Annotated in this window: 24 protein-coding genes; 9 read left to right on the top strand and 15 right to left on the bottom strand. The window is 71.9% G+C overall.

Annotation, left to right across the window (positions count from 1 at the left end; translation table 11 throughout):
• The first annotated feature begins 38 nt into the window (after positions 1–38).
• The gene (locus ABZT18_RS10020; protein WP_354993842.1) at positions 39–1,628 is read left to right on the top strand and encodes a phospholipase D-like domain-containing protein; all 1,590 of its coding nucleotides are present in this window, start codon (positions 39–41) and stop codon (positions 1,626–1,628) included.
• Here the strand turns inward: ABZT18_RS10020 and ABZT18_RS10015 are convergent.
• Positions 1,577–2,329, bottom strand: a complete 753-nt coding sequence (locus tag ABZT18_RS10015) for a hypothetical protein (RefSeq protein ID WP_354993843.1) — start codon at positions 2,327–2,329, stop codon at positions 1,577–1,579. The genes ABZT18_RS10020 and ABZT18_RS10015 overlap by 52 nt on opposite strands.
• A 319-nt stretch (positions 2,330–2,648) precedes the next feature.
• Here ABZT18_RS10015 and ABZT18_RS10010 point away from each other — a divergent pair, with 319 nt between their 5' ends.
• Positions 2,649–3,473 (top strand): SigB/SigF/SigG family RNA polymerase sigma factor, encoded by an 825-nt coding sequence (locus ABZT18_RS10010; RefSeq protein WP_354993844.1) that lies wholly within the window; start codon positions 2,649–2,651, stop codon positions 3,471–3,473.
• A 124-nt stretch (positions 3,474–3,597) separates the two neighbouring features.
• Here ABZT18_RS10010 and ABZT18_RS10005 read toward each other — a convergent pair whose 3' ends face one another.
• Genes ABZT18_RS10005 through ABZT18_RS09995 form a run of 3 tightly spaced genes read right to left on the bottom strand, consistent with a single transcriptional unit; the run spans position 3,598 to position 6,372 of the window.
• Positions 3,598–4,188, bottom strand: coding sequence for a GNAT family N-acetyltransferase (locus ABZT18_RS10005; RefSeq protein ID WP_355250954.1), 591 nt, complete (start codon positions 4,186–4,188; stop codon positions 3,598–3,600).
• Positions 4,185–5,699, bottom strand: a complete 1,515-nt coding sequence (locus tag ABZT18_RS10000; protein ID WP_354993846.1) for an APC family permease — start codon at positions 5,697–5,699, stop codon at positions 4,185–4,187. Before ABZT18_RS10000 ends, ABZT18_RS10005 begins: the two co-directional genes overlap by 4 nt.
• Before the next feature lie 46 nt (positions 5,700–5,745).
• Entirely contained in the window at positions 5,746–6,372 is a 627-nt protein-coding gene (locus ABZT18_RS09995) for a GPP34 family phosphoprotein (RefSeq protein ID WP_354993847.1), read from the bottom strand.
• A gap of 183 nt (positions 6,373–6,555) precedes the next feature.
• Here ABZT18_RS09995 and ABZT18_RS09990 point away from each other — a divergent pair, with 183 nt between their 5' ends.
• From ABZT18_RS09990 to hrpB, 3 genes are read left to right on the top strand one after another with little or no spacing between them, the layout of a single operon-like run.
• The gene (locus tag ABZT18_RS09990) at positions 6,556–7,380 is read left to right on the top strand and encodes a helix-turn-helix transcriptional regulator (RefSeq protein WP_354994055.1); all 825 of its coding nucleotides are present in this window, start codon (positions 6,556–6,558) and stop codon (positions 7,378–7,380) included.
• Between the two features lie 41 nt (positions 7,381–7,421).
• Positions 7,422–7,622, top strand: a complete 201-nt coding sequence (locus tag ABZT18_RS09985; protein WP_354993848.1) for a DUF397 domain-containing protein — start codon at positions 7,422–7,424, stop codon at positions 7,620–7,622.
• Between the two features lie 29 nt (positions 7,623–7,651).
• A complete protein-coding gene (gene hrpB / locus ABZT18_RS09980; protein WP_354993849.1) occupies positions 7,652–10,243 on the top strand; it encodes an ATP-dependent helicase HrpB in 2,592 nt (863 codons plus the stop codon).
• Between the two features lie 7 nt (positions 10,244–10,250).
• Here the strand turns inward: hrpB and ABZT18_RS09975 are convergent, their stop codons facing one another.
• Positions 10,251–10,976 (bottom strand): protein phosphatase 2C domain-containing protein, encoded by a 726-nt coding sequence (locus ABZT18_RS09975; RefSeq protein ID WP_354993850.1) that lies wholly within the window; start codon positions 10,974–10,976, stop codon positions 10,251–10,253.
• Between the two features lie 261 nt (positions 10,977–11,237).
• Between ABZT18_RS09975 and ABZT18_RS09970 the strand changes: the two genes are divergently transcribed.
• Complete coding sequence (locus tag ABZT18_RS09970; RefSeq protein ID WP_354993851.1) at positions 11,238–13,847, top strand: glycoside hydrolase family 9 protein; 2,610 nt, start codon at positions 11,238–11,240, stop codon at positions 13,845–13,847.
• A 69-nt stretch (positions 13,848–13,916) separates the two neighbouring features.
• Here the strand turns inward: ABZT18_RS09970 and ABZT18_RS09965 are convergent, their stop codons facing one another.
• Both ABZT18_RS09965 and ABZT18_RS09960 read right to left on the bottom strand, forming a co-directional pair.
• On the bottom strand, positions 13,917–15,128 hold the full coding sequence (locus ABZT18_RS09965; RefSeq protein ID WP_354993852.1) for an MFS transporter: 1,212 nt from the start codon (positions 15,126–15,128) through the stop codon (positions 13,917–13,919).
• A complete protein-coding gene (locus tag ABZT18_RS09960; protein ID WP_354993853.1) occupies positions 15,128–15,703 on the bottom strand; it encodes a winged helix-turn-helix domain-containing protein in 576 nt (191 codons plus the stop codon). The genes ABZT18_RS09965 and ABZT18_RS09960 overlap by 1 nt, the downstream gene beginning before the upstream one ends.
• A gap of 258 nt (positions 15,704–15,961) precedes the next feature.
• Here ABZT18_RS09960 and ABZT18_RS09955 point away from each other — a divergent pair, with 258 nt between their 5' ends.
• On the top strand, positions 15,962–17,161 hold the full coding sequence (locus ABZT18_RS09955) for an MFS transporter (RefSeq protein WP_354994056.1): 1,200 nt from the start codon (positions 15,962–15,964) through the stop codon (positions 17,159–17,161).
• 58 nt (positions 17,162–17,219) lie between these two features.
• On the opposite strand, the gene ABZT18_RS09950 is transcribed toward ABZT18_RS09955, so the two are convergent.
• From ABZT18_RS09950 to ABZT18_RS09930, 5 genes are all read right to left on the bottom strand, one after another.
• Complete coding sequence (locus tag ABZT18_RS09950; RefSeq protein WP_354993854.1) at positions 17,220–17,477, bottom strand: UBP-type zinc finger domain-containing protein; 258 nt, start codon at positions 17,475–17,477, stop codon at positions 17,220–17,222.
• Positions 17,474–19,045, bottom strand: a complete 1,572-nt coding sequence (locus tag ABZT18_RS09945; protein ID WP_354993855.1) for a Na+/H+ antiporter — start codon at positions 19,043–19,045, stop codon at positions 17,474–17,476. The genes ABZT18_RS09950 and ABZT18_RS09945 overlap by 4 nt, the downstream gene beginning before the upstream one ends.
• 38 nt (positions 19,046–19,083) lie before the next feature.
• Positions 19,084–20,049, bottom strand: a complete 966-nt coding sequence (locus tag ABZT18_RS09940) for a TIGR03885 family FMN-dependent LLM class oxidoreductase (RefSeq protein WP_355250951.1) — start codon at positions 20,047–20,049, stop codon at positions 19,084–19,086.
• Between the two features lie 80 nt (positions 20,050–20,129).
• Positions 20,130–21,545, bottom strand: a complete 1,416-nt coding sequence (locus tag ABZT18_RS09935) for an NADP-dependent succinic semialdehyde dehydrogenase (RefSeq protein WP_354993857.1) — start codon at positions 21,543–21,545, stop codon at positions 20,130–20,132.
• A 12-nt stretch (positions 21,546–21,557) separates the two neighbouring features.
• Positions 21,558–21,821, bottom strand: a complete 264-nt coding sequence (locus ABZT18_RS09930) for a DUF6343 family protein (protein WP_354993858.1) — start codon at positions 21,819–21,821, stop codon at positions 21,558–21,560.
• 123 nt (positions 21,822–21,944) lie between these two features.
• Between ABZT18_RS09930 and ABZT18_RS09925 the strand changes: the two genes are divergently transcribed.
• Both ABZT18_RS09925 and ABZT18_RS09920 read left to right on the top strand, forming a co-directional pair.
• Complete coding sequence (locus ABZT18_RS09925) at positions 21,945–22,538, top strand: antibiotic biosynthesis monooxygenase (RefSeq protein WP_354993859.1); 594 nt, start codon at positions 21,945–21,947, stop codon at positions 22,536–22,538.
• A 119-nt stretch (positions 22,539–22,657) separates the two neighbouring features.
• A complete protein-coding gene (locus ABZT18_RS09920) occupies positions 22,658–23,509 on the top strand; it encodes a GDSL-type esterase/lipase family protein (RefSeq protein WP_354993860.1) in 852 nt (283 codons plus the stop codon).
• Positions 23,510–23,527: 18 nt separating this feature from the next.
• Here ABZT18_RS09920 and ABZT18_RS09915 read toward each other — a convergent pair whose 3' ends face one another.
• From ABZT18_RS09915 to ABZT18_RS09905, 3 genes are all read right to left on the bottom strand, one after another.
• The gene (locus ABZT18_RS09915; RefSeq protein ID WP_354993861.1) at positions 23,528–24,283 is read right to left on the bottom strand and encodes an EcsC family protein; all 756 of its coding nucleotides are present in this window, start codon (positions 24,281–24,283) and stop codon (positions 23,528–23,530) included.
• Positions 24,284–24,332: 49 nt separating this feature from the next.
• Complete coding sequence (locus ABZT18_RS09910) at positions 24,333–24,479, bottom strand: hypothetical protein (protein ID WP_167493884.1); 147 nt, start codon at positions 24,477–24,479, stop codon at positions 24,333–24,335.
• A 106-nt stretch (positions 24,480–24,585) separates the two neighbouring features.
• Entirely contained in the window at positions 24,586–25,437 is an 852-nt protein-coding gene (locus ABZT18_RS09905) for a peptidase M23 (RefSeq protein WP_355250948.1), read from the bottom strand.
• Positions 25,438–25,458: the final 21 nt, after the last annotated feature.

The following is a 25,458-nucleotide window of genomic DNA, read 5'->3' as shown; positions in this document are numbered from 1 at the left end:
TACCGTGAGGACGTTGCCGACCTCCAGGGGGCTGGACGTTGCCATTGCAGGACTGGTTCCTCACCGCTCAGGAACGCGCCAACCCGGTCTCCGGGTTACCCGTCTGGACCACGGGAAACCTCGCTGAGCCGCTGATTCACGGTGCCGCCTACTTCGACCGGCTGGTCGACGAGGTGGAGGCGCTGGGTTCCGGCGACCATCTGTTCTTCACCGACTGGCGGGGCGACCCGGACCAGCGGCTACGCCCGGACGGCCCGACCGTGGCCCAGCTCTTCGCCCAGGCCGCCCAGCGCGGGGTGGTGGTCAAGGGGTTGATCTGGCGCTCGCACCTCGACGTGCTGGCCTACAGCGAGGCGGAGAACCGCGACCTCAGCGAGACGATCGCGGCGGCGGGCGGCGAGGTGCTGCTCGACCAACGGGTCCGGCGCGGCGGCTCACACCACCAGAAGCTGGTGGTGCTTCGGCACCAGGGCTCCCCGGAGCGGGACATCGCGTTCGCCGGTGGGATCGACCTGTGCCACAGCCGCCGCGACGACGCCGCGCACCACGGCGACCCGCAGCCGGTACAGATGTCCCCCCGGTACGGCCCTCACCCGCCCTGGCACGACGTGCAGCTCGCGGTGCGTGGCCCGGTGGTCGGCGCGTTGGACACCCTGTTCCGGGAACGCTGGACCGACCCGATGCCACTGGACTCGGAGAACCCGATGGCCTACCTGCGGGATCGACTGCGCGGCGCGGACCTGCGCCCCGACCCGCTGCCCGAGCAACCAGCCGATCCGCCGCCCTGCGGCCCGCACCAGATCCAGGTGCTGCGCACCTACCCCGCCGTCCGCCCGCGTTACTCGTTCGCCCCCGACGGCGAGCGGACCGTGGCGCGGGGCTACACCAAGGCGGTACGCCGCGCCCGCCGGCTGATCTACCTGGAGGACCAGTACCTCTGGTCGGCCGAGGTCGCGGACCTGTTCGCGCACGCGCTGCGGGACAACCCGGAGCTGCACCTGATCGCTGTGGTGCCCCGGCACCCGGACGTGGACGGCAAGCTGGCACTGCCGCCGAACATGGTCGGGCGCGAGCAGGCGCTGTCGCTGTGTGAGCGAGCCGCACCGGACCGGGTGCACGTGTTCGACGTCGAGAACCACGTCGGCGACCCGGTCTACGTCCACGCGAAGGTGTGCGTGGTCGACGACGTCTGGGCCAGCGTGGGCAGCGACAACTTCAACCGCCGATCCTGGACGCACGACAGCGAGCTGTCCTGCGCGGTGCTCGACGACACCCGCGACGAGCGGGAGCCCACCGACCCCGCTGGGCAGGGCGACGGCGCGCGGGCCTTCGCCCGGGACCTGCGACTGCGGCTGTGGCGCGAGCACCTGGACCGCGACCCGGACGGCGCGGACGACGCCGACCTGCTCGATCCGGCGGACGCCGTCGAGGCTGTCACGGCCGCCGCCGACGCGCTGCAACAGTGGTACGACGACGGCCAGGTGGGCGAGCGCCCGCCCGGTCGTTTGCGCCCGCACCGCCCGGCGCGGCTGCCGTGGTACACCCGCGTCTGGGCGTTGCCGGTGTACCGGCTGGTCTACGACCCGGACGGCAGGCCGCTGCGGGCGAGGCTGGCCGGCACCTGGTGAACCGATCGGGCCGGCTGCGGCGCGGCGACGACCGGGTGCACGCTCAGCCCACCGGGGTAGGCGAACGAGGATCGTGGCGAGTAGTAGCCGAAGCCGATGGTCAGCGGGTTGGCCGGGCGGAGCGCGTACATCGGGTGCCCGGGCTGGAGGAACTCCACCGACTCGATCTCGAACGGGGCGACCGGCTCGGCGACGAACGGGTAGACCGAGCTGAGGAGCTGGCCGTCGCGGCGGGTGAAGTAGCGGTGGTGCCCGCTGCGGATCACGTGACCGGTCTCCCCCACTCGGCACCGGGCCCGGATCAACGGCGTCCCGTCGATCTTCGTCTCGGAGAGCAGCGCCTCACCGCTCACCTCGATCCGGGTCCGGCCGGCGAGCACCGGGGCACCGCGGGCGGCAGCGTACTCACGGACCCGGCGGCTGGAGGCCACGTAGTGGGTCCACCAGCCGCCCGGGTTGAGGCCGCCGGGCGCGTCGACGCCGACCAGCGAGACGCCGACGTAGGTCAGCGAGTACGCGCCGAAGCCGGAGGTCTGCGTCTCGTCCTCGACGATGTACTGGTTGAGGAAGACCTGGTGGTCGGGGCGGGGGCACAGACCGGGCGGGACCAGTGCGGCGACCGCGTCCGGATCCGCCGGCAGCCAGCTGACGTAGAGCGTGCGACTGTTCACGACGAGCTGGGGAGCGGCTGGATCGAGCACGGTGCCTCCGAACCGGGTATGTACCCGCGACGCTAGGCCGGTCCCGCCAGCGGGACAAGGACGGATAGACGACACTCCTGCCCCGATGTCGGATTCCATGTTGACCACTCGGCGTGGACGACGTGTAAGGATCCCCACAACGCCCGGAGCTTTCGCCCTGTTTGCGCCTTTTGCGGTTCAACACACCTTAAGTACATCAGCCTTTCGGCTAGATTTCCGGGAGACGATCAGGTTAAGGTGAGTCCCGAACGGCCGATAGGAAGCTAAACCAAAGCGTCACCTTTTTTTGTCCGCGGACGAGGTGCAGGGAGGACCACCCATGACCGCGCCAACGATCACCGAGCAGCCGAGCACCGCTGCGAAGGTCACCACCAAGCTTGACCCGCGCGCTCTCACCGACAGCGCCGCCGATCTGCTCAACGCGATGGCCGCGCTGCCCGCCAACCACCCGTCGCGCGCCGCACTGCGGGACCGGGCGATCGAGGCCTGGCTGCCGCTGGCCAACCACCTGGCCCACCGCTACAGCGGGCGCGGCGAGCCGACCGACGACCTGGCCCAGACCGCCGCGATCGGCCTGATCAAGGCCATCGACAAGTTCGACCCGTCCCGCGGTGTCGACTTCGCCGGGTACGCGATTCCCACCATCATCGGCGAGCTCAAGCGGCACTTCCGCGACCGCACCTGGGACATCCGGGTGCCCCGCCGGCTCCAGGAGCTGCGGCTGGCCATCTCCGACGCCAACAGCTCGCTCCTGCAGACCCTCGGTCGCTCGCCCACGGTCGCCGACATCGCCGCCCACCTCAAGCTCACCGAGGAAGAGGTGCTGGAGGGCCTGGAGGGCGCCCGCGCGTACAACGCGGTGTCGCTGTCCACGCCGACCGGTGACGGCGAGCGCGCCACCGAGCTGGGCGACATGCTCGGCGGTGAGGACACCGAGTTCGAGCTGGCTGAGCTGCGGGTCGCCCTCGGCCCGGCGCTGGCCACCCTCGACGAGCGCGAGCAGAAGATCCTCACGCTGCGCTTCTACGGCAACCTGACCCAGTCGCAGATCGCCGACCAGATCGGCGTCTCGCAGATGCACGTTTCCCGGCTGCTGACTCGGGCGCTGACCAAGCTGCGCGGTCAGCTCGACGGCACGTACTGAGCAGTTCACCGAAAGAGGGCCGGGTCGGCGGACCCGGCCCTCTTTCGTGTCCACGTCGTCACATGAGCGTGACAACGTGGCCGCAGGGCGTGCCGGCCGGGTCGTTCCGACCCGGCCGGTCCCGTCAGCGGCCGACCGGCTCCCGCCACATCGGCCAGAACGGCGTGCCGTCCGGCACCCGGAACGGTTCGCCGGCCAGGTAGCCGTACTTCGCGTACAGGTCCCGGCTGCGAGGGCTGCTCGCCTCCAGGTACGCCGGCATCCCGTTGGCGTCCAGCCAGGCATGGTGGTGCTGTATCAGCGCGGTGCCCAACCCCTGACCCTGCCGGTCCGGCTGGGTCGCCAGGAACGCCAGGTGGTGGTGATCCGGATGGGGGTGGTTCGCCGCGAACAGTTCATCGAGATGCTGGAACCGGTCGGTCCACTCGCCGCAGGCGGCAGCCAGTCGGGCGTCGTAGTCCACGGGTGGCGGAGCCGGCTCACCGACCGACGGAAACCAGACCGCGACCGCGGCCCGGTCCTCGGTGGCGTGGACCAGGCCATGCCGCATCGCGTGCCCGACCAGGATCTCGAAATCCCCGGCCAGCACAGCCTCCCGCTTGCTCGCGTCGGGCACCAGCCAGGACGTCACCTCCAGGGCGGTGAACGCCTCGGCGATCCGGCCGGCCACCAGGCCGGTCTCCTCCGGTCCGAGTTGCTCGATGACCACGCTCATCGGTTCGCCTCCACGTTGGCCGGCGGCGCCTCCGGCTTGACGACGGAGGCGGCGCTCGCCGCGCCGAGGCCGATCCGGGCGTACGTGTCCGGGCGGTTACTCCGCAGCACCAGCGCCCAGTTGACGCCCAGGGCGGCAACCACCGGGTACACGGCGGGCAGCGCCCAACGCAGGGGGGAGTCCGGCGCGACGCCGAGCAGGTCGGCGAAGTTCGACACCGCCAGCCAGATGATCACGACGAGCGCGACGGTGGCCAGGCCGGGTGCGATGACCCGCCGCCACAGCGTCTCGCCGCCGCCGGAGCGGATGAAGTAGGCGATCACCGCGACCGAGGTGGTGGCGATCAGCAGCAGCACGCCGAAGCCGCCGGTGGTGCCGACCCAGAAGAACAGCTTGATCACCGGATCCCAGCCGTTGACGGTGTAGAGCAGGATGACCAGCAGGCCGAACACGCTCTGCGCCAGCGAGGCCGCTCGCGGCGAGCCGGTCCGCGGCGAGGTCTGCCCGAACACCGCCGGCAGCACCCGCTCCCGGCCGAGCGCGAACGCGTAACGGGCCGTGGTGTTGTGGAACGAGATCATCGCGGCGAGCACCGAGGTCAGGAAGAGCACCTGGCCGATGGTGACCGCGGTGTCCCCCAGGTGTGCGCCGGCAAGGTTGAAGATCAGCCCGACGCTCTGCTCCCCCGCCTCGGCGACGATCTTGTCCGGCCCGACGGCGACGGCCATGGTCCAGGACGAGAGCGCGTACAGCCCGGCGATGATCGCCACCGAGAGGTACGTGGCCAGCGGCACCGTCCGCTTCGGGTCCTTGCTCTCCTCGCTGAACACCACTGCGGACTCGAAGCCGACGAACCCGAGGATGGCCAGCACCAGCACAGCGCCGACCCCGGGCACGAGGAGGTTGTCCGGCGAGAACCCGGCGAAGCTGACCTCGCCGCCCGCCGGGTTGCCGAGCTGGCCAAGGTCGAAGACCAGGACCACCACGATCTCGGCGATCAGCAGCGCCGCCAGCACCCGGCCGTTGAGGTCCACCCGGAGCAGGCCGAGCACGCCGACCAGTGCCCACGCCACCAGGGCGACGATCGACCAGTGCGGGTGCCCGCCGAAGATCCGGTCGAGCACCGGCTCGGCGGCGACGCCGATGGTCCCGTAGAGCCCAACCTGGAGCGCGTTGTACGCGGTCAGCGCCACCCAGGCAGCGGCCACGCCAGCCGGGCGGCCCAGGCCGCGAGAGACGTATGCGTAGAAGGCACCGGCGTTCTCCACCTGACGGGACATCGCCACGTAGCCCACCGAGAAGAGGGCGAGCACCGCGGCGACCACCAGGAAGGCCAGCGGGATGCCGGTCACGCCGACGACGCCGTACCCGGTGGTGACGACACCGGCCACCACGGTCAGCGGCGCGGCGGCGGAGAGCACGAAGAAGATGACCGAGGGGATGCCGAGGCGGCCCCGGGCGAGAGATTCGGAGACGTTGCTGGGTCTGTCGACTGTCGATGTCGGGCGCATACGACTACTCCGGTCGTCGAGGTGAGGGTTGGGGGTTACCGGGGGATCAGGGGAAGCCGCGCAGCACCGCGGCGCCGACGGCGGCCTCGGTGTGTCCGACGAGTTCCTTCAGCGGTGCCGGCAGCGCGGGGATGAGGACACTCAGCCGGTGGTGGGCGCGTGGTCCGGCGCTCCACAGCACCTCACGGGTCAACCCGGCGGCCACGACCAGACCGAGCAGCAACGCGTCCGGCACGCTCGGTGGGTCGGGCCGGTCCAGCAGGGCCCGCAGCCGGGTGGCCGGCCAGGCCACGGCGTTGAGGTCGATCGGGAGATAGCTGACCGATGTGCGCATCAGCCGGCGGCTCTCCTGGCGGCGCAGCACCCCGGCGCGGGCGAGCCGCTCCCCCACCGAGGTCGTCGCGCTCTGCGCCAGGAAGCTGAGCCAGGTGCGCAGCTCCTGGTGCTGGGACTCGCCGATCAGCTGGTCGAGCACGGTGTGCGCCAGCGCGTCAGCCGGTGGGCGCCGGTCGATGACGCTGACCTGCCCGCCCGAGACGGTGATGTGTCCATAAAGGATCAGTTCGCCGAGCAGCCCGCCGGCCAGTCCGAGCCCGGTCGCCGCCGGGTGCAGTTTGGCCTTGCCACGACTGTCGTTGTGCGCGATCAAAAAGAACTCGTCGGCGATGAGCAACGGTCCTCCCGCACAGGTGTGTCCACAGTGATCGCGACCGGGAAAGGATGCACCGACAGCTACTGCAATGCAACTCCCAGATTTGAAAGTTGCACTCCGTACAGGCGCGACCTGCGGATCTTGTCGTGGCAGACTCGGACGGTGACCGCCACCCCCGCCATCCGACCCGCTGCCAGCCCGACCGTGCGCCGCCGACGCATCGCCAGAGAGCTCCGCCAGCTCCGGGAACGCGCGGGCATGACCCTCGATGTGGCCGCCCGCCAGCTCGACATGTCGAAGAGCAATCTCTCCCGGATCGAGAACGCGCAGATCGGCATCAAACCGCGCGACGTCCGGGCGGCGCTCGCGCTCTACCAGGTGACCGGGGCGGACGCCGAGGCGCTGATCGAGATCGCCCGCGGGGCACAGCAGCGCGGCTGGTGGCAGAACTACAGCGACGTACTGCCCGAGTGGTTCGAGTTCTACGTCGGCCTGGAGGCCGAGGCGGCGGCGCTGCGCACGTACGAGGCGGAGTCGGTGCCCGGGCTCCTGCAGACCGAGGCGTACGCCCGGGAGATCTTCCGGCGCACCGCGGGCGAGGACGGCCTGGAGCGCAAGGTCGCCGCCCGACTGCACCGACAGGAGGTGCTGCGCCGCGAGGACCCGGTCCAACTATCGGTCGTTCTCAATGAGGCGGTGCTGCTGCGCCCCGTCGGCGGCGCTGCGGTGATGGCCGAGCAGCTGGTCCACATGAGTCGCATCGCGCAGTTACCCAACGTAGTAATTCAGGTACTTCCATTCGCGGCTGGCGGCCATCCCGCGATGAGCACCCCGTACGTGATCCTCAACTTCGCCGATGCCGCCGACGCGTCCGTCATTTACCTGGATAACCTCACGATGGGACTGGCGCTGGAGGATGTCGACCAGGTGCTCCGGTATAGCCTTCTGCACGAGGAGCTGTGCCAGTTGGCGCTCGATCCGGCGGCGTCGTTGATCCGTCTAGAGCAGGCTTCTCGTAACTTTGCGTGACCGCTTCTGCGGCACGCCGACGCAGACGAGAGGTACCGCGGATGACGGAGCACGACCCGACCCGGGCGGACTGGCGCACCAGCACTCGCAGCAGCGGCAACGGCAACTGCGTGGAGGTCGCGACACCCGATGGTCAGGCCGCCGTCCGGGACAGCAAGGACCGCTCCGGCCCGGTGCTCACCTTCGGCCCGTCGGCCTGGCGGGCCTTCGTGCTCGGCGTCGGTGAGGTCCGTCGCCACTGAGGCACCCACACCGGTGCGAGACTGGGCCCGTGCTCTCCGACGTAACCCTGGACCTGCCGGTACGCCCGGTGCTGCCGGCGCTGGTCGCGGCACTCGACGCGGCCGGCGCCGGCGTCCTGGTGGCTCCGCCGGGCACCGGGAAGACCACCCTCGCGCCGCTGGCGGTGGCCGACCGGGTGACCGGTCGGGTGGTGATCGCCCAACCCCGCCGGGTGGCGGCCCGTGCCGCCGCTCGGCGAATGGCCGAACTGCTCGGTGAGCGGGTCGGTGAGCGGGTCGGCTACGCGGTCCGCGGCGAGCGCCGGGTCGGCCCGGCCACCCGGGTGGAAGTGGTCACCACCGGCCTGCTGGTCCGGCGGCTGCACCACGATCCGGAGCTGCCCGGCACGGGCGCGGTGCTGCTCGACGAGTGCCACGAACGACAGCTCGACGCGGACCTCGCGTTGGCCTTCACGGTGGAAGCACGGGCCACACTCCGGCCGGATCTGTGGCTGCTGGCGATGTCCGCAACCCCGGACACCGATCGGTTCGCCGCGCTGCTGGGCGGGCCCGCCCCGGCCCCGGTGGTACGGGCCGACTCGGCGCTGCACCCGGTCCAGCGGATCTGGGTGCCGACGGCGCGCCCGATCGCTCCGCCCGGGGCCGGGCCGGTGGACCGGGCGCTGCTCGACCACGTGGCCGCCACCGTCCGACGGGCGCTGCGCGAGCGCGACGGCGACGTGTTGGTCTTCCTGCCCGGGGCCGGTGAGATCGCGGCGGTCATCGGCCGGCTGGCCGACCTGCGGGACACCGTTGCGCTGCTGCCGCTGCACGGCCGTCAACGCGGCACCGAACAGGATGCGGCCCTGCGTCCCGCTGATCGCCGCCGGGTCGTGCTGGCCACCGCGCTGGCCGAGACCAGCCTGACCGTCCCGGGCGTGCGGGTCGTGGTGGACGCCGGGCTGTCCCGGGTGCCCCGCATCGACCTGGCCCGTGGGCTGGGTGCGCTGGTCACCGTGCCGGTCTCCCGGGCCGCCGCCACCCAGCGGGCCGGCCGGGCCGGCCGGGAGGCCCCCGGGTACGTCTACCGGTGCTGGTCCGCGGCGACCCATGAGCGGCTGCCCGCCCGAGCCGAACCGGAGATCGCCACCGCCGACCTGACGGGCTTCGCGCTGGAGCTGGCCGCCTGGGGTCGGCCCGATGGCGTCGGGCTCGCGCTACCCGACGCACCACCGACCGCCGCGATGACGGTGGCCCGGGACACCCTGGAAACGTTGGGCGCGGTCGACGCCGACGGTCGGATCACCGCGCGAGGTCGGGCCATCGCCGCCGCCGGCGCGCACCCACGGCTGGCGAGGGCGCTGCTCGACGGCGCCGGTCGGGTCGGCGCCGACCGGGCGGCCGAGGTGGTCGCCCTGCTCGCCGAGGAGAGCGCGGCCGGCCCCGGTGACGACCTGGTCGCCGGCTGGCGCCGGCTGCGCAGCGGCGTCGACGCCGGCGCGACCGCCCGCTGGCGCACCGAGGTCCGTCGGCTGCGCGCCGCGCTGCCCGTCGACACCCCGCCCGGGGGCCGCACCAGATCCGGCCGGGGCGGCCGAGCGGCCGGACCGGCAACCGGCGGACGGGCCGACTCCACCGAGCGGACCGACTCCACCGGGCTGAGCGACGATCTCGCCGCCGGGCTGCTCGTCGGACTGGCGTACCCGGAACGATTGGCCCGGGTGCGGCGGCCGGGCGGGTCGGCGTACCTGATGACTGGCGGAACCGCCGCGGAGCTGGCGGCCGGGTCGGGGCTGGCCGGGTCCGACTGGCTGGCGGTGGCCGTCGCGGACCGCACCCCGGGCGCCCCGTCGGCCCGGATCCGCCGGGCCTCGCCGCTGGACGAGGCGACGGCCCGGGAGGCGGCCGGCCCGCTGCTCCGCACGAGCCGCGAGGTTGGCTGGTCCGACGGGGACGTGGTGGCACGGGAGGTGACCCGGCTGGGCGCGATCGAGCTGCTCCAGCGGCGGTTGGACCGGCCGGACCGGGCGGAGGTGGCCGCGGCGTTGCTGACCGGTCTGCGCCAGGAAGGGCTGGGACTGCTGCCCTGGACACCGGCGGCGCGGGCACTGCGCGAGCGGCTGGCGTTCGGCCGGCACCACCTGGGCGCCGAGTGGCCGGATGTCAGCGACGAGGCGTTGCTCGACGCCGCGCCGACCTGGTTGGGCCCGGAGCTGGCCGCCGCCCGGCGCCGCGCCGACCTGGCGCGGGTGGACGTGACGTCGGCGCTGCGCCGGCTGCTGCCGTGGAAGCAGGCCGCCCAGCTGGACGAACTGGCACCGGAGCGGATCGAGGTGCCGAGTGGTTCTCGGATCCGGGTGGACTACAGCGACCCGGCGGCACCGGTGCTGGCGGTGAAGCTCCAGGAGACGTTCGGCTGGGCGGCGGCCCCCCGTATCGGCGACGGGCGGGTGCCGGTGCTGCTGCACCTGCTCTCCCCTGCCAGCCGGCCGGTGGCGGTCACCACCGATCTGGCCTCGTTCTGGCGTACCGGCTATCCGCAGGTCCGCTCCGAGCTGCGCGGTCGCTATCCCCGGCATCCGTGGCCAGAGGACCCGGGAACCGCGACACCCACCCGGCGGGCCACGCCACGTCGGCGCTGAACGCCGGTTACTCCTCCACCACGTCGGCCACCACGACGGTGACGTTGTCCGGCCCACCGGCGTGCAGCGCCAGGTCGATCAGCTTGCCGGCGCAGGCCCCCCGGTCCGGGTAGCCGGTGAGCACCTCGGTGAGGGTGTCCGGACGGACCACGTTGGAGAGGCCGTCGCTGCACAGCAGCCACCGGTCGCCGGCCCGGGGCACCATCGTCGCGTACGACGGGGTGACCTCGTCGCCCTGCAACGCCTGTGTGACGACCGCGCGGCGCGGATGGCTGCTGGCCTGGTCCGGGGTGATCACGCCCTGGTCCACCAGCATCTGCACGAACGTGTCGTCACGGGTGACCTGCTTGAGCACGCCCTCGCGGAACAGGTAGGCCCGGGAGTCGCCGACGTGCGCGAGGGCCAGACAGCTTCCGGTACGGGCGAAGAGCAGGGCGGTCAGCGTGGTGCCCATGCCCTGGCGCTCGGGATCCTCGGCGACCGCCTGCTGGATCCGGGAGGTGGCCAGCGCGATGCCACCCTCGAGCGCGGCCACCAGGGCGTCCTCGGGGGTCTCCACGTCCAGCGGAGCGATCGCGTCGATGGTGAGGGCGCTGGCCAGGTCACCGGCGGCCATCCCGCCCATGCCGTCGGCGACGGCGACGAGCCAGGTTCCGGCGTGCAGGGCGTCCTGGTTTCCGCTGCGGATCAGCCCACGGTCGCTCGTTCCCACGGAACGCAGCTTCAGGGTCATGGGTGGCAGCCTGCCAGGCGAAGGGCGCAGTTGTCTCTAGGAGATCGGGACCACGGCGCGTGGCGCGGCCAATCTCACGTCCACGCGTCGACGCGTCGCGGCGTACCCGCCGGGCTGGCCGCCCTCGTCGAATGCCACAACCCATCCAACCAGATCAATTGACATGACGGACCGGCGCTGGAAACATCGAGCCGATACCTGGGAGCGCTCCCAGCTATCCGCCACCATCACCGTCCCGCATCCGTCCCGGAAGGACTCCCCGTGACGCCATCCCGACGCCGCCTCCTGCTCGCCGCGGCGACCATCCTGGCCCTCACCGGCGCCGGCGCCGGCGCGGCCCACGCCGACCCACCACCGGACGCCCCCGAGCAGATCGACAACGGCGACTTCAGCGCCGGTGTGAGCCCCTGGTTCTCCTTTGGCACCGGACCGCTCGCGGTCACCGACGGCCGGCTCTGCACCACGGTCGCGGGCGGGCTGGCCAACCCGTGGGACGCCGGCATCGGCCAGGACGGCGTACCCCTGATCGCGGGTGCCGAATACACCCTCGGCTTCGCCGTCTCCGCCACCCCCGGCGGCGCGATCAAGGCCGTACTGCAGCTCGGCAGTGCCCCGTACACCACGTACGCGGCCGTGGACGCCGCCGCCACCGGCACCGCCCAGCGGGTCGAGCAGACCTTCACCGTCCCGGACGACAACCCCAACGCTCAACTGATCTTCCAGGTCGGCGGCGCCGCCGAGGCGCAGACCATCTGCCTGGACGACGTCTCGCTGCGCGGTGGCGAGCCACCTGAGCCGTACGTGCCGGACACCGGGCCACGGGTGCGCGTCAACCAGGTGGGCTACCTGCCCGGCGGCCCGAAGAACGCCACCGTCGTCACCGCGGCCACCGAACCTATGCCCTGGCAGCTACGCTCGGCCGTCGGCACTGTCGTGGCCAGCGGCACCACCACCACACGCGGCGTCGACGCCGCCTCCGGGCAGAACGTACAGACGGCCGACTTCTCCAGCTACCGCACCCCGGGCAGCGGGCTGACGCTCACCGTCGACGGTGAGACCAGCCACCCGTTCGACATCTCCGGCGCCCTCTACAACCAACTGCGCTCCGACTCGTTGCAGTTCTTCTACGCCCAGCGCAGCGGCATCGCCATCGACGGCGACCTGATCGGCGACGAGTACGCCCGCCCCGCCGGGCACCTCGGCGTGGCACCCAACCAGGGCGACACCAGCGTGCCCTGCCAGCCGGGCGTCTGCGACTACTCGCTGGACGTGCGCGGCGGCTGGTACGACGCCGGCGACCACGGCAAGTACGTGGTCAACGGCGGCATCGCCACCTACCAACTGCTGAACACCTTCGAGCGGACCAAGACGGCGGCCACCGCGGCCGGCGGCGCAGCGCTGGGCGACAACACCCTGCGGGTTCCCGAACGCGGCAACGGTGCGCCGGACATCCTCGACGAGGCCCGCTGGGAGTTGGAGTTCCTGCTGCGCATGCAGGTGCCGGCCGGCAAGCCACTGGCCGGCATGGTCCACCACAAGATCCACGACCAGAACTGGACCGGGCTGCCGCTCGCCCCGCACGACGACCCGCAGCCGCGTGAGCTGCACCCGCCTTCGACCGCCGCCACCCTCAACCTGGCCGCCACCGCCGCCCAGTGCGCGCGGCTCTACGCCCCCTACGACGCGGCCTTCGCGGGCCGCTGCGCCACTGCCGCGAAGACGGCCTACAGCGCGGCCAAGGCCCACCCAGCGGTGTACGCCAGCCCGAGCGACAGCACCGGCGGCGGCGCGTACGACGACACCAACGTCACCGACGAGTTCTACTGGGCGGCGGTCGAGCTGTACCTGACCACCGGGGCGCAGAACTACCTGACCGACCTCACCGCCTCGCCGCACCACACCGCTGACGTGTTCACCCCGCAGGGCTTCGGCTGGCAGAGCGTCGCCGCGCTGGGCCGCCTCGACCTGGCCACCGTGCCGAACGGGTTGCCCGCCGCCGATCTGGCCCGGGTCCGCGCCTCGGTAACCGCCGCCGCCGACGCGTACCTCGCCGAGCTGCGCCGACAGGCGTACGGGCTGCCGATGCCCGGGGACCCGAACAGCTACTTCTGGGGTGGCAACAGCAACGTCATCAACAACGCCGTCGTGCTGGCCACCGCCTTCGACCTGACCCGCAACGCCACCTACCGGGACGGCGCTGTGCAGGCGATGGACTACATCCTTGGTCGCAATGCCCTGAACATCTCCTACGTCACCGGCTGGGGCGAGCACGCGGCGCAGAACCAGCACAGCCGGATCTTCGGCCACCAGCTCGACCCGAGCCTGCCCCGACCGCCTGCCGGCTCCCTCGCCGGTGGCCCGAACGCGGCCCTCCAGGACCCGTTCGCGGCGCAACTGCTCGCCGGCTGTGCGCCGATGTTCTGCTACGTCGACGACATCAACTCGTACGCGACCAACGAGGTGGCGGTCAACTGGAACTCGGCCCTGGCCTGGATCTCCTCGTTCCTGGCCGACCAGGGTGACGCCGGGGCGGTGCCGGCCACCACCTGCGCGGTGCGATACACCAACTACGGCGCCTGGCAGGGCGGCACCGGGTTCACCGGGCAGTTGACCATCCAGAACACGGGTGCCGCGACCGTCAACGGCTGGAGCGTGCGGTTCGCGTTCACCGGCGACCAGCGGGTCCGCGAGGCGTGGCTGGCGAAGGTCACCCAGGCCGGCGCGACGGTGACCGCGCGCAACGAGTCGTACAACGCCAAGATCGCGCCCGGCGGCACGGTGACGTTCGGCTTCAACGCGACCACCGCGGGCGGGGCCAACCCCGACCCAGGCCTGGTCACCGTCAACGGAGCAGCCTGCTCGCTCTCCTGACCGGTACGGCTGGTGGCCGCTCCCTCTGGGCGGCCACCAGCCGTACACGCCACACCGCGCACGGGCCCCCTACGGTGACGCGAAGGAAACGACCGGTGACACTCGTAGCCCTCGAACGAAGATCGCGGCGCCCGCGCCCGCAAGGACCGCGATGGTGGCGAGGACGGGGCGCACGCCGGCGAACTGCAGCGCCGGTCCAGTGGCCACGGCACCGACGAACCCGGCAAGGTTCTCGGTGTTCGTTACCGCAGCCAGAACATGCGGCCTCTGATCAGGCGGGGTGCGCACCGTGAATCGCGTGATGAGTGTCGTCGCGAGCACCGGAGTCGCCAGCCCGCTGAGGAACAACCCAACGGCCACAGCCAACGGCAGTTGGACGAGCAGCAGCCACAGCGGCACGCACAGCAGTACCGCCGCCGCGGTCAGGGCGGTGGTGCCCATCCGGGCCAGAGCGGTGACCGCGATCAAGCTGCCGAGCGCGAGCCCGGCCCCGTTCGCCGCGGTGAGCAGGCCCAGCGTGCGAGGTCCGCCACCGAGGTCGTTCAGAACCAGCACCGGTAGGCACAGAAAGATCGCGGTAATCGTGAGCGTCACCAGGGTCAGCGCGGCGGCGAACAGACGCAGCGGGGGGTCGCTCAGCACTTGGCGCAGACCGCCCTTCGCGGGGTGCTTCCCTGGTCCCCGCGCGAGACCGTTCGCGGGTGGCCGCACGAAGACGAGCAGGACCAGGAACGACACGAAGTAGGTTCCGGCGTCGATCCAGAGGACCTGCGCAGGGCCGAGCAGCGCGATGAGGATGCCACCAACGGCGGGACCGGCGAGCGCGGCGATCCTGGTGGCGGCGTCGACGAGGCCGTTGGCGCGGCCGACGAGTCGTTCGTCCGCGCTCCGCACGGGACCCAGCAGTTCGGGCAGGATCAGCCGCTGCGACGAGACGTACGGCGTGGTGAATACGCCGAGCCCGAACGACGCCATCAGCAGGATCGGGAGGGTCAGCCCACCGGCCAGATGCAGCAACGGAATCGACGCCATCAGCGGCACCCGGGCGGCGTCGGCGATCAGCATGGTTCGCCGTGCGCCCAGTACGGCGACCAGCCTGCCGCTGAACAGACCGACGATCACCACGCCCACGAACTCGGCGGCCAGGACGAGGCTCATCTGCACCGGCGAGCCTGTGGTGACCAGCACGAACCACGGCAGTGCGAGCAGGGTCAGCCAGGATCCGAATGTCGACAGCAACTTCGCGGTGAACAGTGCGAACAGGCCCGGCGTGCGCAGCATCAGCTCGGACCCTCGTACGTGGGCACGGCGTAGGCGAAGAACGCGACCTGCCGAGCGCCTTCTTTGCGGGGCCGTGCGGTGTCGGTGTACTCCGCGATCACGGCCTTGATCCGTTCCGTCGCCTCGGACAATTCGGTGGGGTCGAGGTAGCCCATGTCCGCGCCGAGCCAGGCCGCCTCCTGCCACGTGACCTCGAACTCGTCCTCGTGACGGTGGAACTGATTCAACGCGGCGATCCCCCGGACGATGAACTGCTCCCGCAATGCCCGTGAGGCGGCCGCGAACTCCGGCGACCCGTCCCCGGTTGCGGTCCAGGTGATCCCTCGGCTGGTCGCTCGCCAGGGCTTCTCCCGGCCACGCCGCAGATCGTGGGCTTGCTCGACGAGACCCCATTTCACCAGTTGGCCGACGTGGTAGCTGATCGAGGCCGTTGACTCGCGGGTGAGATCTGCCAGCTTCCTGCCGGTTGCCGGGCCGTCCACGCGCAGCAGCTCAAGCAACCTGAGCCGGATCGGATGGGCGAGCGCGCGCAACGCCCGCGGGTCGGTGATCTGCTTCGGATGCGGGGTAGGCATTTAGCCAAGATATGTTGGCCAACGATTGTTGGTCAATGCTTGTGCGGCAACGGTGGGGCAGCGGTTCGCACCACTGCGACGCGGTCGCACGCCGACGGCCACCGCGCTCGCCGGATCGGGTTGGCTCGATGCCGATCCTCGGGCTCGCCGGTCCCCTGCGGGCCCCACCGAACTCGACGAACGACCTAGAGTCGGACCGTGGCGGGCCACGAGACCGGGGCGACGCGATCCGGCGACCGGTCGGGCCGCTGGCGGTCACTGTCGCCGTTCCCGCCACCCGGCCGACTGCGCACTCTGTCGCTGGCCACCCTCGCCAACACGGTCGGCGCCGGGCTGTGGGTCACCGGCTCGGCGCTCTACCTCACCCGCATCGTCGGGCTGAGCCCGACCGAGGTCGGGTTGGGGCTGACCCTCGCCGGGCTGGTCGGCCTCACCGCCAGCGTGCCGTTCGGCGGGCTGGCCGACCGCCGCGACCCACGGACCCTCCGGGCGGTCCTTCAACTGGCGCAGGCCGCCGTCGCCGTTACGTACCTGTTGGTGGGCTCGTTTCCGGTCTTTCTGCTGGTGGCCACACTGGACGCGCTGCTGGTCTCGGGCAACCTGGCGGTCCGGGCCGCGCTGGTGGCCGCCGTCGCCGGTCCGCAGGGGCGGGTGCACGCCTTCGCCACGCTGAGGGCGGTGGCGAACCTGGGCATCGCGGCCGGGGCGGGGCTGGCCGGGGTCGCGCTGGCTGCCGATACGCGGCTGGCGTACCAGATCCTGGTTGTCGGCAACGCGGCCACCTATCTGGTGTCGGCGGCCCTGCTGATGCGACTGCCGGCCCTTGCCCCACCCCCGCGTCCGTCCACGGCCGCCGCCCTCCGCCGGGGGCGGCCGCTGCGTGACGGCCGCTTCCTCGCGGTGAGCGGCGCGTCGGCGGTGCTCGCCCTCCATCAGACGGTGCTCACGCTGGTGGTGCCGCTCTGGGCGGTGAACCTGCTCGGCGCACCCCCGCCCATCGTGTCCGCGGTGCTGCTGACCAACACCGTGCTCACCGTGCTGCTGGCGGTGCGGCTGAGTCGGGGCGCGGACACCGCCGCGCCGGCCGCCCGGAAGATGCGCCGAGCCGGCCTGGTGCTGGCCACGGCGATGCTGCTGTACGCCGTGACCGCCGGCCTGCCCACCGCTGCGGCGGTCGCGCTGCTGCTGCTCGCCACCGTCGTCTACACCGTCGGCGACCTGTGGCACGGCACCGCCGGGGCGGGACTGGCCTACGATCTCGCGCCGCCGGACGCGATCGGCGCCTACCAGGGGGCCGACGGGATGCTCGCCGGTCTGGCCCGCGCCGTCGCCCCGGCCCTGCTGACGCTGGTGGTGCTCGACGGTGGCGTGCCCGGCTGGCTGGCCGTCGGAGCGCTCTTCGCCGTGGTGGGCCTGGCCAGTCCCGCGCTCACCCGGCGCGCGCTAGCACATGGCTGACCAGGCCGTCCCCCACGACGACCTCGACGTGTACGCCGTCCGGCCGCAGCCGGATCGGTCAGCCGATCTCCTCGTCGACGTAGCACCAGCGCCATGCCTCGCCGGGCTGCGCCGAGCGGATCACCGGGTGACCGGTGGACTCGTAGTGCTTGCTGGCGTGCTGGTTCGGCGACGAGTCGCAGCAGCCGACCTGTCCGCAGCTCAGGCAGGTGCGCAGGTGCACCCAGTAGGTGTCGCCGATGGCGACGCAGTCCGCGCACTCGTCGGGGGTACGCGCCTCGGCGGCACCGGCCTCGGTCAGGTGCTGACAGCTCATTTCTCGACCTCCCGCAGCAACGACTCTTCCAGGTCCAGGTCACGATAGGCCCGCACCAACACCTCCTCCGGGATCCGACCGGCGTCCCGGGCAGCCCGGAAGACGTCCCGCTCGGCGTCGATCATCTCTTGTCGCAGCCGACCGTACGCCTGCGACGGGGTTTCCCGCTCAGCGCCACCGAGCCGTTCCCAGGCCATGTTCGTGCGGTCCTCCACCGCTCGGCGCAGCCGGTCCACCACCGCCTCCGGGGCACCCTCGGCCAACTCGTCGAGGCGATCCCGGGCGGCCCGGCTCGCCTGCTGCTGCACACCGGCCGCGGACAGCGCGTCCTGCACCGGATCGTCCTGCGGCAGCTTCAACCGGCGGGCGACCAACGGCAGCGTGGCACCCTGGCCGACCAGGGTGAAGACGATCACCGCGAAGGCCAGCCAGATGAACAACGCCCTGGGATACGGCTCATCGTCGGCCAGAGTCAGCGGCAGGGCCAGCGCGGCGGCGAGGGTCACCACGCCCCGCATCCCGGCCCAGCCGATGATGATCGGAAACTTCGGCGACGGGGCCTCGTCCCGGCGGCGGATCCGAGGCACCAGCCGGGCCAGGTAGGTGGCCGGAAAGAGCCAGACGAACCGGGTGAGGAAGACCGTGGCGAGCACCGCGAGGGTGATCGTGGTGAGTGAGCCGATCGGTTCGTCGAGGTCCCGCAGCACCTCCCGCAGTTGGAGGCCGACCAGCAGGAACACCAGCCCCTCCAGCAGGAACCGGGCCAGCCGCCAGAACGCGCCGACCTGCAACCGGGAGGCCGCCGACAGCAGTTGGGGCAGCTTGTGGCCGAGCGCCAGCCCGGTGACCACCACCGCGACCACACCGGAGGAGTGCACCGCCTCGGCCGTGAACACCACCGCGAACGGGATGATCAACGACAGCGCGTTGTCCAGCAGCGGGTCGTTGATCCTCCGGTGGAAGAAGCCGAACACCAACGCGCCGAGCGCCCCGATCAGGATGCCGCCACCAGTGGCCCGCAACACCTCGATCGCGACCTCGGCCGTGCCGACCGCCGAGCCGATCGTGGCCAGCGTCGCGACTCGCAGCAGCACCAGCGCGGTGGCGTCGTTGACCAGGCTCTCCCCCTCCAGGATGGTGACGACCTGCCGGGGCAGACCGACCCGCCGGGCGACCGCCGTTGCGGCCACGGCGTCCGGCGGGGCGACCACCGCGCCGAGGGCCAGGCAGATCGCGAACGGCAGCTGCGGCAGCAGCAGGTGCAGCACGAACCCGACCACGAACGCCGTGAACAGCACCAGGCCGACCGCGAGCAGCAGGATCGGCCGGATGTTGTTCTTGAACGCGGGCACCGAGGTTTCCAGCGCGGCGACGTAGAGCAGCGGCGGCAGGATGCCGACCAGCACCAACTCCGGGTCGAGCTCCACCTGCGGGAAGCCCGGCACGAAGGAGAGCGCCAGACCGAGTACGACCAGCACGATCGGCGCGAGCAGACCGAGCCGGCGGGCCAGCGCAGCGCCCAGGGTGGCGATCGCCAGGAAGACGACGACCGGAAACAGGCTTTCCATGGGGTACGAGCCTAGGGGTCCGCCGGTCCGGACCTCGATCAGCCAGCCCGGCGCAACTTGGGCAGCACCTCGGCACCGAACGCGTCGATGAAGCCGCGCTGCTCCTGCCCGACGTGGTGCAGGGCGATCTGGTCGAAGCCGAGCTCCAGGTACTCCTCCAGCCAGCCGACGTGCCGACCCAGGTCAGCCGAGACGTTCACCACTTCGGCGACGCGCCGCGCCGGCACGTCGGCCGAGACCGCGTCGAAGTGCTCGGCGGTTTCCAGATCCCAGCAGACCGGCGGAGGGAACACGTTGCTGCGCCACTGGTCGTACGCGATCGCCTCCGCCTGCGCCTGCTCCGGCGCCCAGGAGACGTGCACCTGCAGGTGCAGCGGCCCGCGCCCGCCAGCACCGCGGTACGCGTCGATCATCTCGCGCAGGTGCGCCACCGGGGCGTTCACGGTGATCAGGCCGTCCGCCCATTCGGCGCACCAGCGGGCGGTGGCCACGCTGACGGCGGCACCGACCAGCGCGGGCGGCTGCTCGGGGCGTGTCCACAGCCGGGCGCGATCCACGCGAACCAGGCCGTCGTGGCTGACCTCCTCCCCGGCGAGCAGCGCCCGGATCACGTCCACGCACTCGCGCAGCCGGGCGGCGCGGACGTCCTTGCGCGGCCACGGGTCGCCGGTGATGTGCTCGTTGCTGGCCTCACCGGTGCCCAGCGCCGCCCAGAACCGGCCCGGGTACATCGCGCCGAGGGTGCCGATCGCCTGCGCGATGATCGCCGGGTGGTACCGCTGGCCGGGCGCGTTGACCACGCCGAACGGCATACCGGTGGCCTGCAGCGCGGAGCCCAGCCAGGACCAGGCGAAGCCGGACTCGCCCTGCCGGGCGCTCCACGGGGAGAAGTGGTCGGAGCACATGGCGGCGTCGAAGCCGGCCCGCTCGGCGTGTATCACCGCCTCCAACAGGGCGCGCGGACCGATCTGCTCGTGCGAGGCGTGAAAACCGAACAACGTCATGCCGGCACTTCCTACCCACGACCGCCCCCGCTGATGCGTACCGCGGTGTGAGCTACCCGGCGTGAGCTACTCGGCGTGCGCTACTCGGCGTGCGCGCCGGCGCCGGCCGAGGCGGCGCCCTCGCCCACCCAGACGGTCTTGGTGTTGCAGAACTCTCGCATGCCCAGCGCGGACAGCTCCCGCCCGTAACCGGAGTTCTTCACACCGCCGAACGGCAACTCCGGATAGGACGTGGTCATCCCGTTGATGAAGACGTTGCCCGCGTCCAGGTCGGTGGCGAAGCGCTCCTGCTCGGCCGAGTCCCGCGTCCAGGCGTTCGAGCCGAGCCCGAAGCTGGTGCCGTTGGCGACCTCGATCGCCTCCTCGTACGACGACACCCGGAACAGGCCGGCGACCGGGCCGAAGACCTCCTCGGACCACATCCGCATCTCCGGGGTGAGGTCGGTGACCACGGTCGGCGGGTAGAACCACCCGTCGCCGGCTGGCGGTTCGCCGCCGCAGAGCACGGTCGCGCCGTTGTCCGCCGCGTCGCGGACCTGGGCGTGCACCTCGTCGCGGCCACGCTCACTGGCCAGTGGCCCCACATCGGTGTTCGGGTCCATCGGATCGCCGACGCGCAGTGCGGCCATGTTCGCGGCGAACTTCTCGGCGAAGGCGTCGAAGACGTCGGTGTGCACGATGAACCGCTTCGCGGCGATGCAGGACTGGCCGTTGTTCTGGCAGCGGGCGGTGGTGGCCACCTCGGCGGCCCGGTCCACGTCGGCCGATGGCATCACCACGAAGGGGTCACTGCCGCCGAGTTCGAGGACGGTCTTCTTCAGCTCCCGCCCGGCGATCTGGGCGATGGACCGACCGGCGGGCTCGCTGCCGGTGAGCGTGGCGGCGCGCACGCGGGGGTCGCTGAGGATCCGGTCGACGGCGTCCGAGCCGACCAGCACGGTGGTGAAGGCCCCCTCGGGGAAGCCGGCCCGACGGAACACGTCCTCCAGCAGCAGCGCGGTCTGCGGCACATTCGAGGCGTGCTTGAGCAGACCGGTGTTGCCGGCCATCAGCGCCGGTGCGGCGAAGCGCATCACCTGCCAGAGCGGGAAGTTCCACGGCATCACCGCGAGCACCACGCCGATCGGCTGGTAGCGGATGAACGCACGGATCGCCTTAACGGCCGCGGCGTCGGCCGGCTCGTCGGCGAGGAACGCCGGGGCCTTGTCGGCGTAGAAGCGGGCAGCCGCGGCGCACTTGGTCACCTCGGCCTGCGCCGCGACGTAGGTCTTGCCCATCTCCGTGGTCATGATCCGGGCGATCTCGTCGCGCTCGGCGTCGAGCAGGTCAGCCGCGGCGTTCATCCACCGGGCACGCTGGTCGACGGTGGTCTGCCGCAGCTGCTGGTACGCGAGGTCGGTGCGCTCGATGGCACCGTCGAGCTGCTCGGTGGACATCGCCTCATAGGTCTTGAGCACCTGGCCGGTGGCGGGGTTGGTGGTGGCGATGTGGGGCATCTCGTCCTCCTGTCACTCGAACAGCGAGTGCTTGACGCCCGGCTCCTCGCGGTGGCGGGCGGCGCGGCGGCGCTGGATCACGACCAGGTCGATCACGGCGACCACGGCGAGGATCGCGCAGACCACGCCGAGCCAGGCGATGCCGGCCCAGAACGCCAGCACCGCGAAGACCACCATGATCACCAACCCGAACCCGGCGAGGGTGAGCCGGAGGTTCAGCGCGCTGTTCGCGTGGCCGACCGTGCCGCGGGCACGCCGGGGCTGCGATCTCGTCATACCCCCCGACCTACCCCCGATCGGCCGGGTTAACCGGCTCTGCGCGCTCCCACACCCTTCAGTGCCGGTTAGCTCTGGCACATCCGTTCGCGCGGGCGGCCCCGCCGACCGCAGGATGGGCGCATGTCAATGACCCTCGCCGTGCCGGTGACCGTCTCCATCTCCCGCCGTGTCGATCCGGGCCGGACCAGCGAGATGGTGGCCTGGATGCGGGCCGGCACCGCGCTGGCCGAGGCGTTCCCCGGGTTCCTCGGCGCCGGCTGGGTGCAGAGCGGTCCCGGCTCGCCGGAGTGGCACATGCTCTACCGCTTCGCCGACGCCGAGACGCTTGGCCGGTGGGAGGAGTCGCCGCAGCGGCACTGGTGGCTCAGCTCCGCGCAGGGCATCGTGGAGCACACCCGGGTCGAGCGGCGTACCGGCATCGAGGGCTGGTTCGACCGCCCCTTGGAGCACGCGGTGGACCCGGTCGAGCCGGTTGCGCCCACGTCGCCGCCGAGGTGGAAGCAGGCGGTGACCATCTGGCTGGCGTTCTTTCCGCTGAGCCTCACCGCCACCCTGCTGACCAGTCATTTCCTCGACGCTGTGCCGCTGGCGGCGCGAGTGCTGCTGATGACGCTCTTTCTGACCCCGCTGATGACCTATCTGGTGCTGCCCCAGATCACCCGGGCGCTGCACTGGTGGCTGCACGGCCAGCCGGCGCCCTGGCGGGGTTTATAGCACCCCGCTGGCACCGGCTCGGCGCTCTGCCGCATACCCGACAGCAACTCCCCGACAAACCACGTCCTACGCATAGAGTTACCGCGCTGTAGCTCTCTGCTGCGAGACCGGGGGATGTCATGCCTCGACGTTGGGTCGCCGCCCTGGCCTGTCTCGCGGCGCTGGTCGCGCTCGCCTGCGAGGGTGGCACCTCCGCGACACCCCGCCCCACCAAGAGCGCCCCGCAGTCCGGAGGGCCCGGCGGCATCGCCGCGCTCGGCGACTCGATCAGCACCGGCTTCGCCTCCTGCCTGGTGCTCACCTCCTGCGAGCGCAACTCCTGGTCGACCGGGAACGGCCTGCGGGTGCAGAGCCACTACCGGCGGCTGCTCGAACAGAATTCGGCGATCCGCGACCGGACGTACAACCACGCCCGTCCCGGCGCCCGCGCGGACGCGCTGGAGGGCCAGGCCACGGCAGCGGTACGCGACCGCGCCGACTACGTCACCGTGCTGATCGGTGCCAACGACGTCTGCCGGAGCGGGGTGGACGCGATGACGCCGGTGGCACAGTTCCGGGCCGACGTCGACCGGGGCCTACGGGTGCTGCGGACCGGTCGGCCGAAGGCACGGGTGCTGGTGGTGAGCATCCCCGACCTGTACCGGCTCTGGGAGGTCGGGCACGACGACCCACGGGCGGTACGCGCCTGGCGGCGGGGCATCTGCCCGGCCCTGCTGGCCGAGGCGACCTCGACAGCGCCCGCCGACCGGGCGCGCCGGGCCGCCGTCCGGGACCGGATCGACGCGTACAACGCCGAACTGGTGGCGGCGTGCCGGGCGTACGGCTCACGCTGCCGGCATGACGGCGGCGCGGTACACAAGGTCCGGTTCACCCTGGACCTGCTCAACCCGCTGGACTGGTTCCACCCGAACGCCACCGGCCAGGGCCGGCTCGCCGAGGTGACCTGGCGCGCCTCCGGCCTGGCCAACTGACCGACCCGGGCGGTCTCGTCAGGGCTGGCGAGGCTCCGGGACGGCGATGCCGCGGGTGCGGTAGAGCGCCCCGGAACGCTGCGCGAGGTCCTTCGTGGCCGACGAGTTGGCCCAGGTGCCGAGCACGATGGCCGCGCCGGGGACGATCTTGGCGAACATCCGCTTGGCGGCCCGGACGCCGGCCATCCGGGCCAGCCGGAGGCCGAGTTGCACCATGACCCGACCGAGTGGCCGCTGGCCAGCCAGACCGAAGAGCGCGTCGGCGCGTTCCCGGCCGGCGGCCACCCCGAGCGCCAGCCGGGCGCTCTCGGCGACCTTGTGCACGCGCTGGAGCACCAGCAGATCGGTGGCCCGGTCGCCGTGCAGCGGGTCGACGTCGTACGCGGCGGCGATGTGCAGCACCATCCGCGCCTGGGTCCAGGCCAGCACGCCGACGTCGATCACGGCGCCGGGCAGTCCGGCCACGCCGGAGACCGCACCGGACAGGCGAGCCAGGTTGACGAACTTGCGGGCCGCCTGGTCGGCCAGGACATCGGCCGATATGCCGGGCTGCTCGGCTCGGGCCCGGCTGGCCCACTGCACGGCTTCCGGCCCGAGCCGGCGCACCGCCTCCAGGGCGAGGTGCTCCGGCGCGTACTGCGGGTCGTTACGCATCCGGTCCCAGAGGCGGGCCGGCGGACCCTCGGGGGCATCCACCGGCCCGGCCGGCAGGCCGACGGACGGCTGGGGGGTGGGGGCGGCGGACTGGCCGCCAACGGGTGGAGTGTCGGTCACCGGGTCTCCCCAGGGGTGGGAACGGCGGACAGGGCGGCCGATGGGGCGGTCAGCGGCGGCGGTTGGACAGCCTGGCAGCCAACCCCTTGAGCTTCTGCTGGTTGCCGGGCTTGGCCATCTCTCGACGACCTCGCTCGACCAACTGCTGCCCCTTCGGTGATCTCAGGAACATGGTGATCCGCTGCATCAGTGACATGACGTCCTCCTGTCGATGATCCCTCTGTCATGTGTACCCCGAACCCGCAACACATGTACCCGGGACGCGACAGCCTCAACCCCAACCGTCCATAGTGGGCGGTAGGTTACCGTCCCGCCGGCACGATGGCGTCGACGACCCGGTTAGCCCGCCATTCGTGCTGCTGGTAGTGCTCGGGGTACGCGGAGACCTGCACCGCCTGAGCAGCGTCGGTGAGCCGCATCCGCTCCCAGCCGGGCACCTGCTCCAGCGCGGCGAGGAACTGCCGGGTGGCGAACTCGGGCTCCATGAGCCGGCCCACCGGGCCCCAGCCACTGCTCGAACGCTGCTGGAACAGCCCGACCGAGTCGTGGTCCCAGCCGACACCCTGGTGCGGGTAGTTCTGCGACTCGGGCAGCACACCGCTGGCCACGTTGTAGAGGTTGCTCTCCTGCATGGCGGTGGCCACCGCGATCACCAGACCTCGGCGGGGCACCCCCATCTTGCGACCGGCGCGGACGATCGCCTCCGCGTTCTCCATCTGGTCCTCGTCCAACCCGGCGACGGGCGCAGGGTCGGTCGGGAGCGCCGCGGCGGTCTTGGCGGCCTGCGGGGTGGTGTCCGGGTCTGCCGAGGTCGTGCTGGCGGAGGGAGTGCTCGAGACCGCAACGCGCTCCAGGTCACGGGACGCGCGCTGCTGCTCGGCGCGCTGGAGCAGCTCCGAGCTGTTGGCGAGCGAATCGACCGGGGCCGCCCCACCGCCACTCTCGGCGCGGACCTGCACGACGGCCGCCAGGCCGAGGCAGCAGACCACACCGGTGGCGAGGGCCACCTGCGCCCGGCGTCGACCGGTCAGGTCCCGGGCGTACGCCAGGAGCCGGCTCGCGGCGGTTGTCCGTTCGGTTGAGGTGCCATCCTCCGTATCGGCAGTGGGGCTGCTCGGGGCGTTCGGGTCGTCGAGGGTGCCGTCGTCACGCATCAAACGAGGCTAGGCAGGGGG

It is taken from the genome of Micromonospora sp. NPDC005291 (assembly GCF_040607415.1).
Lineage (GTDB): Bacteria > Actinomycetota > Actinomycetes > Mycobacteriales > Micromonosporaceae > Micromonospora.
This window is presented reverse-complemented; position numbering and strand designations above follow the sequence as displayed.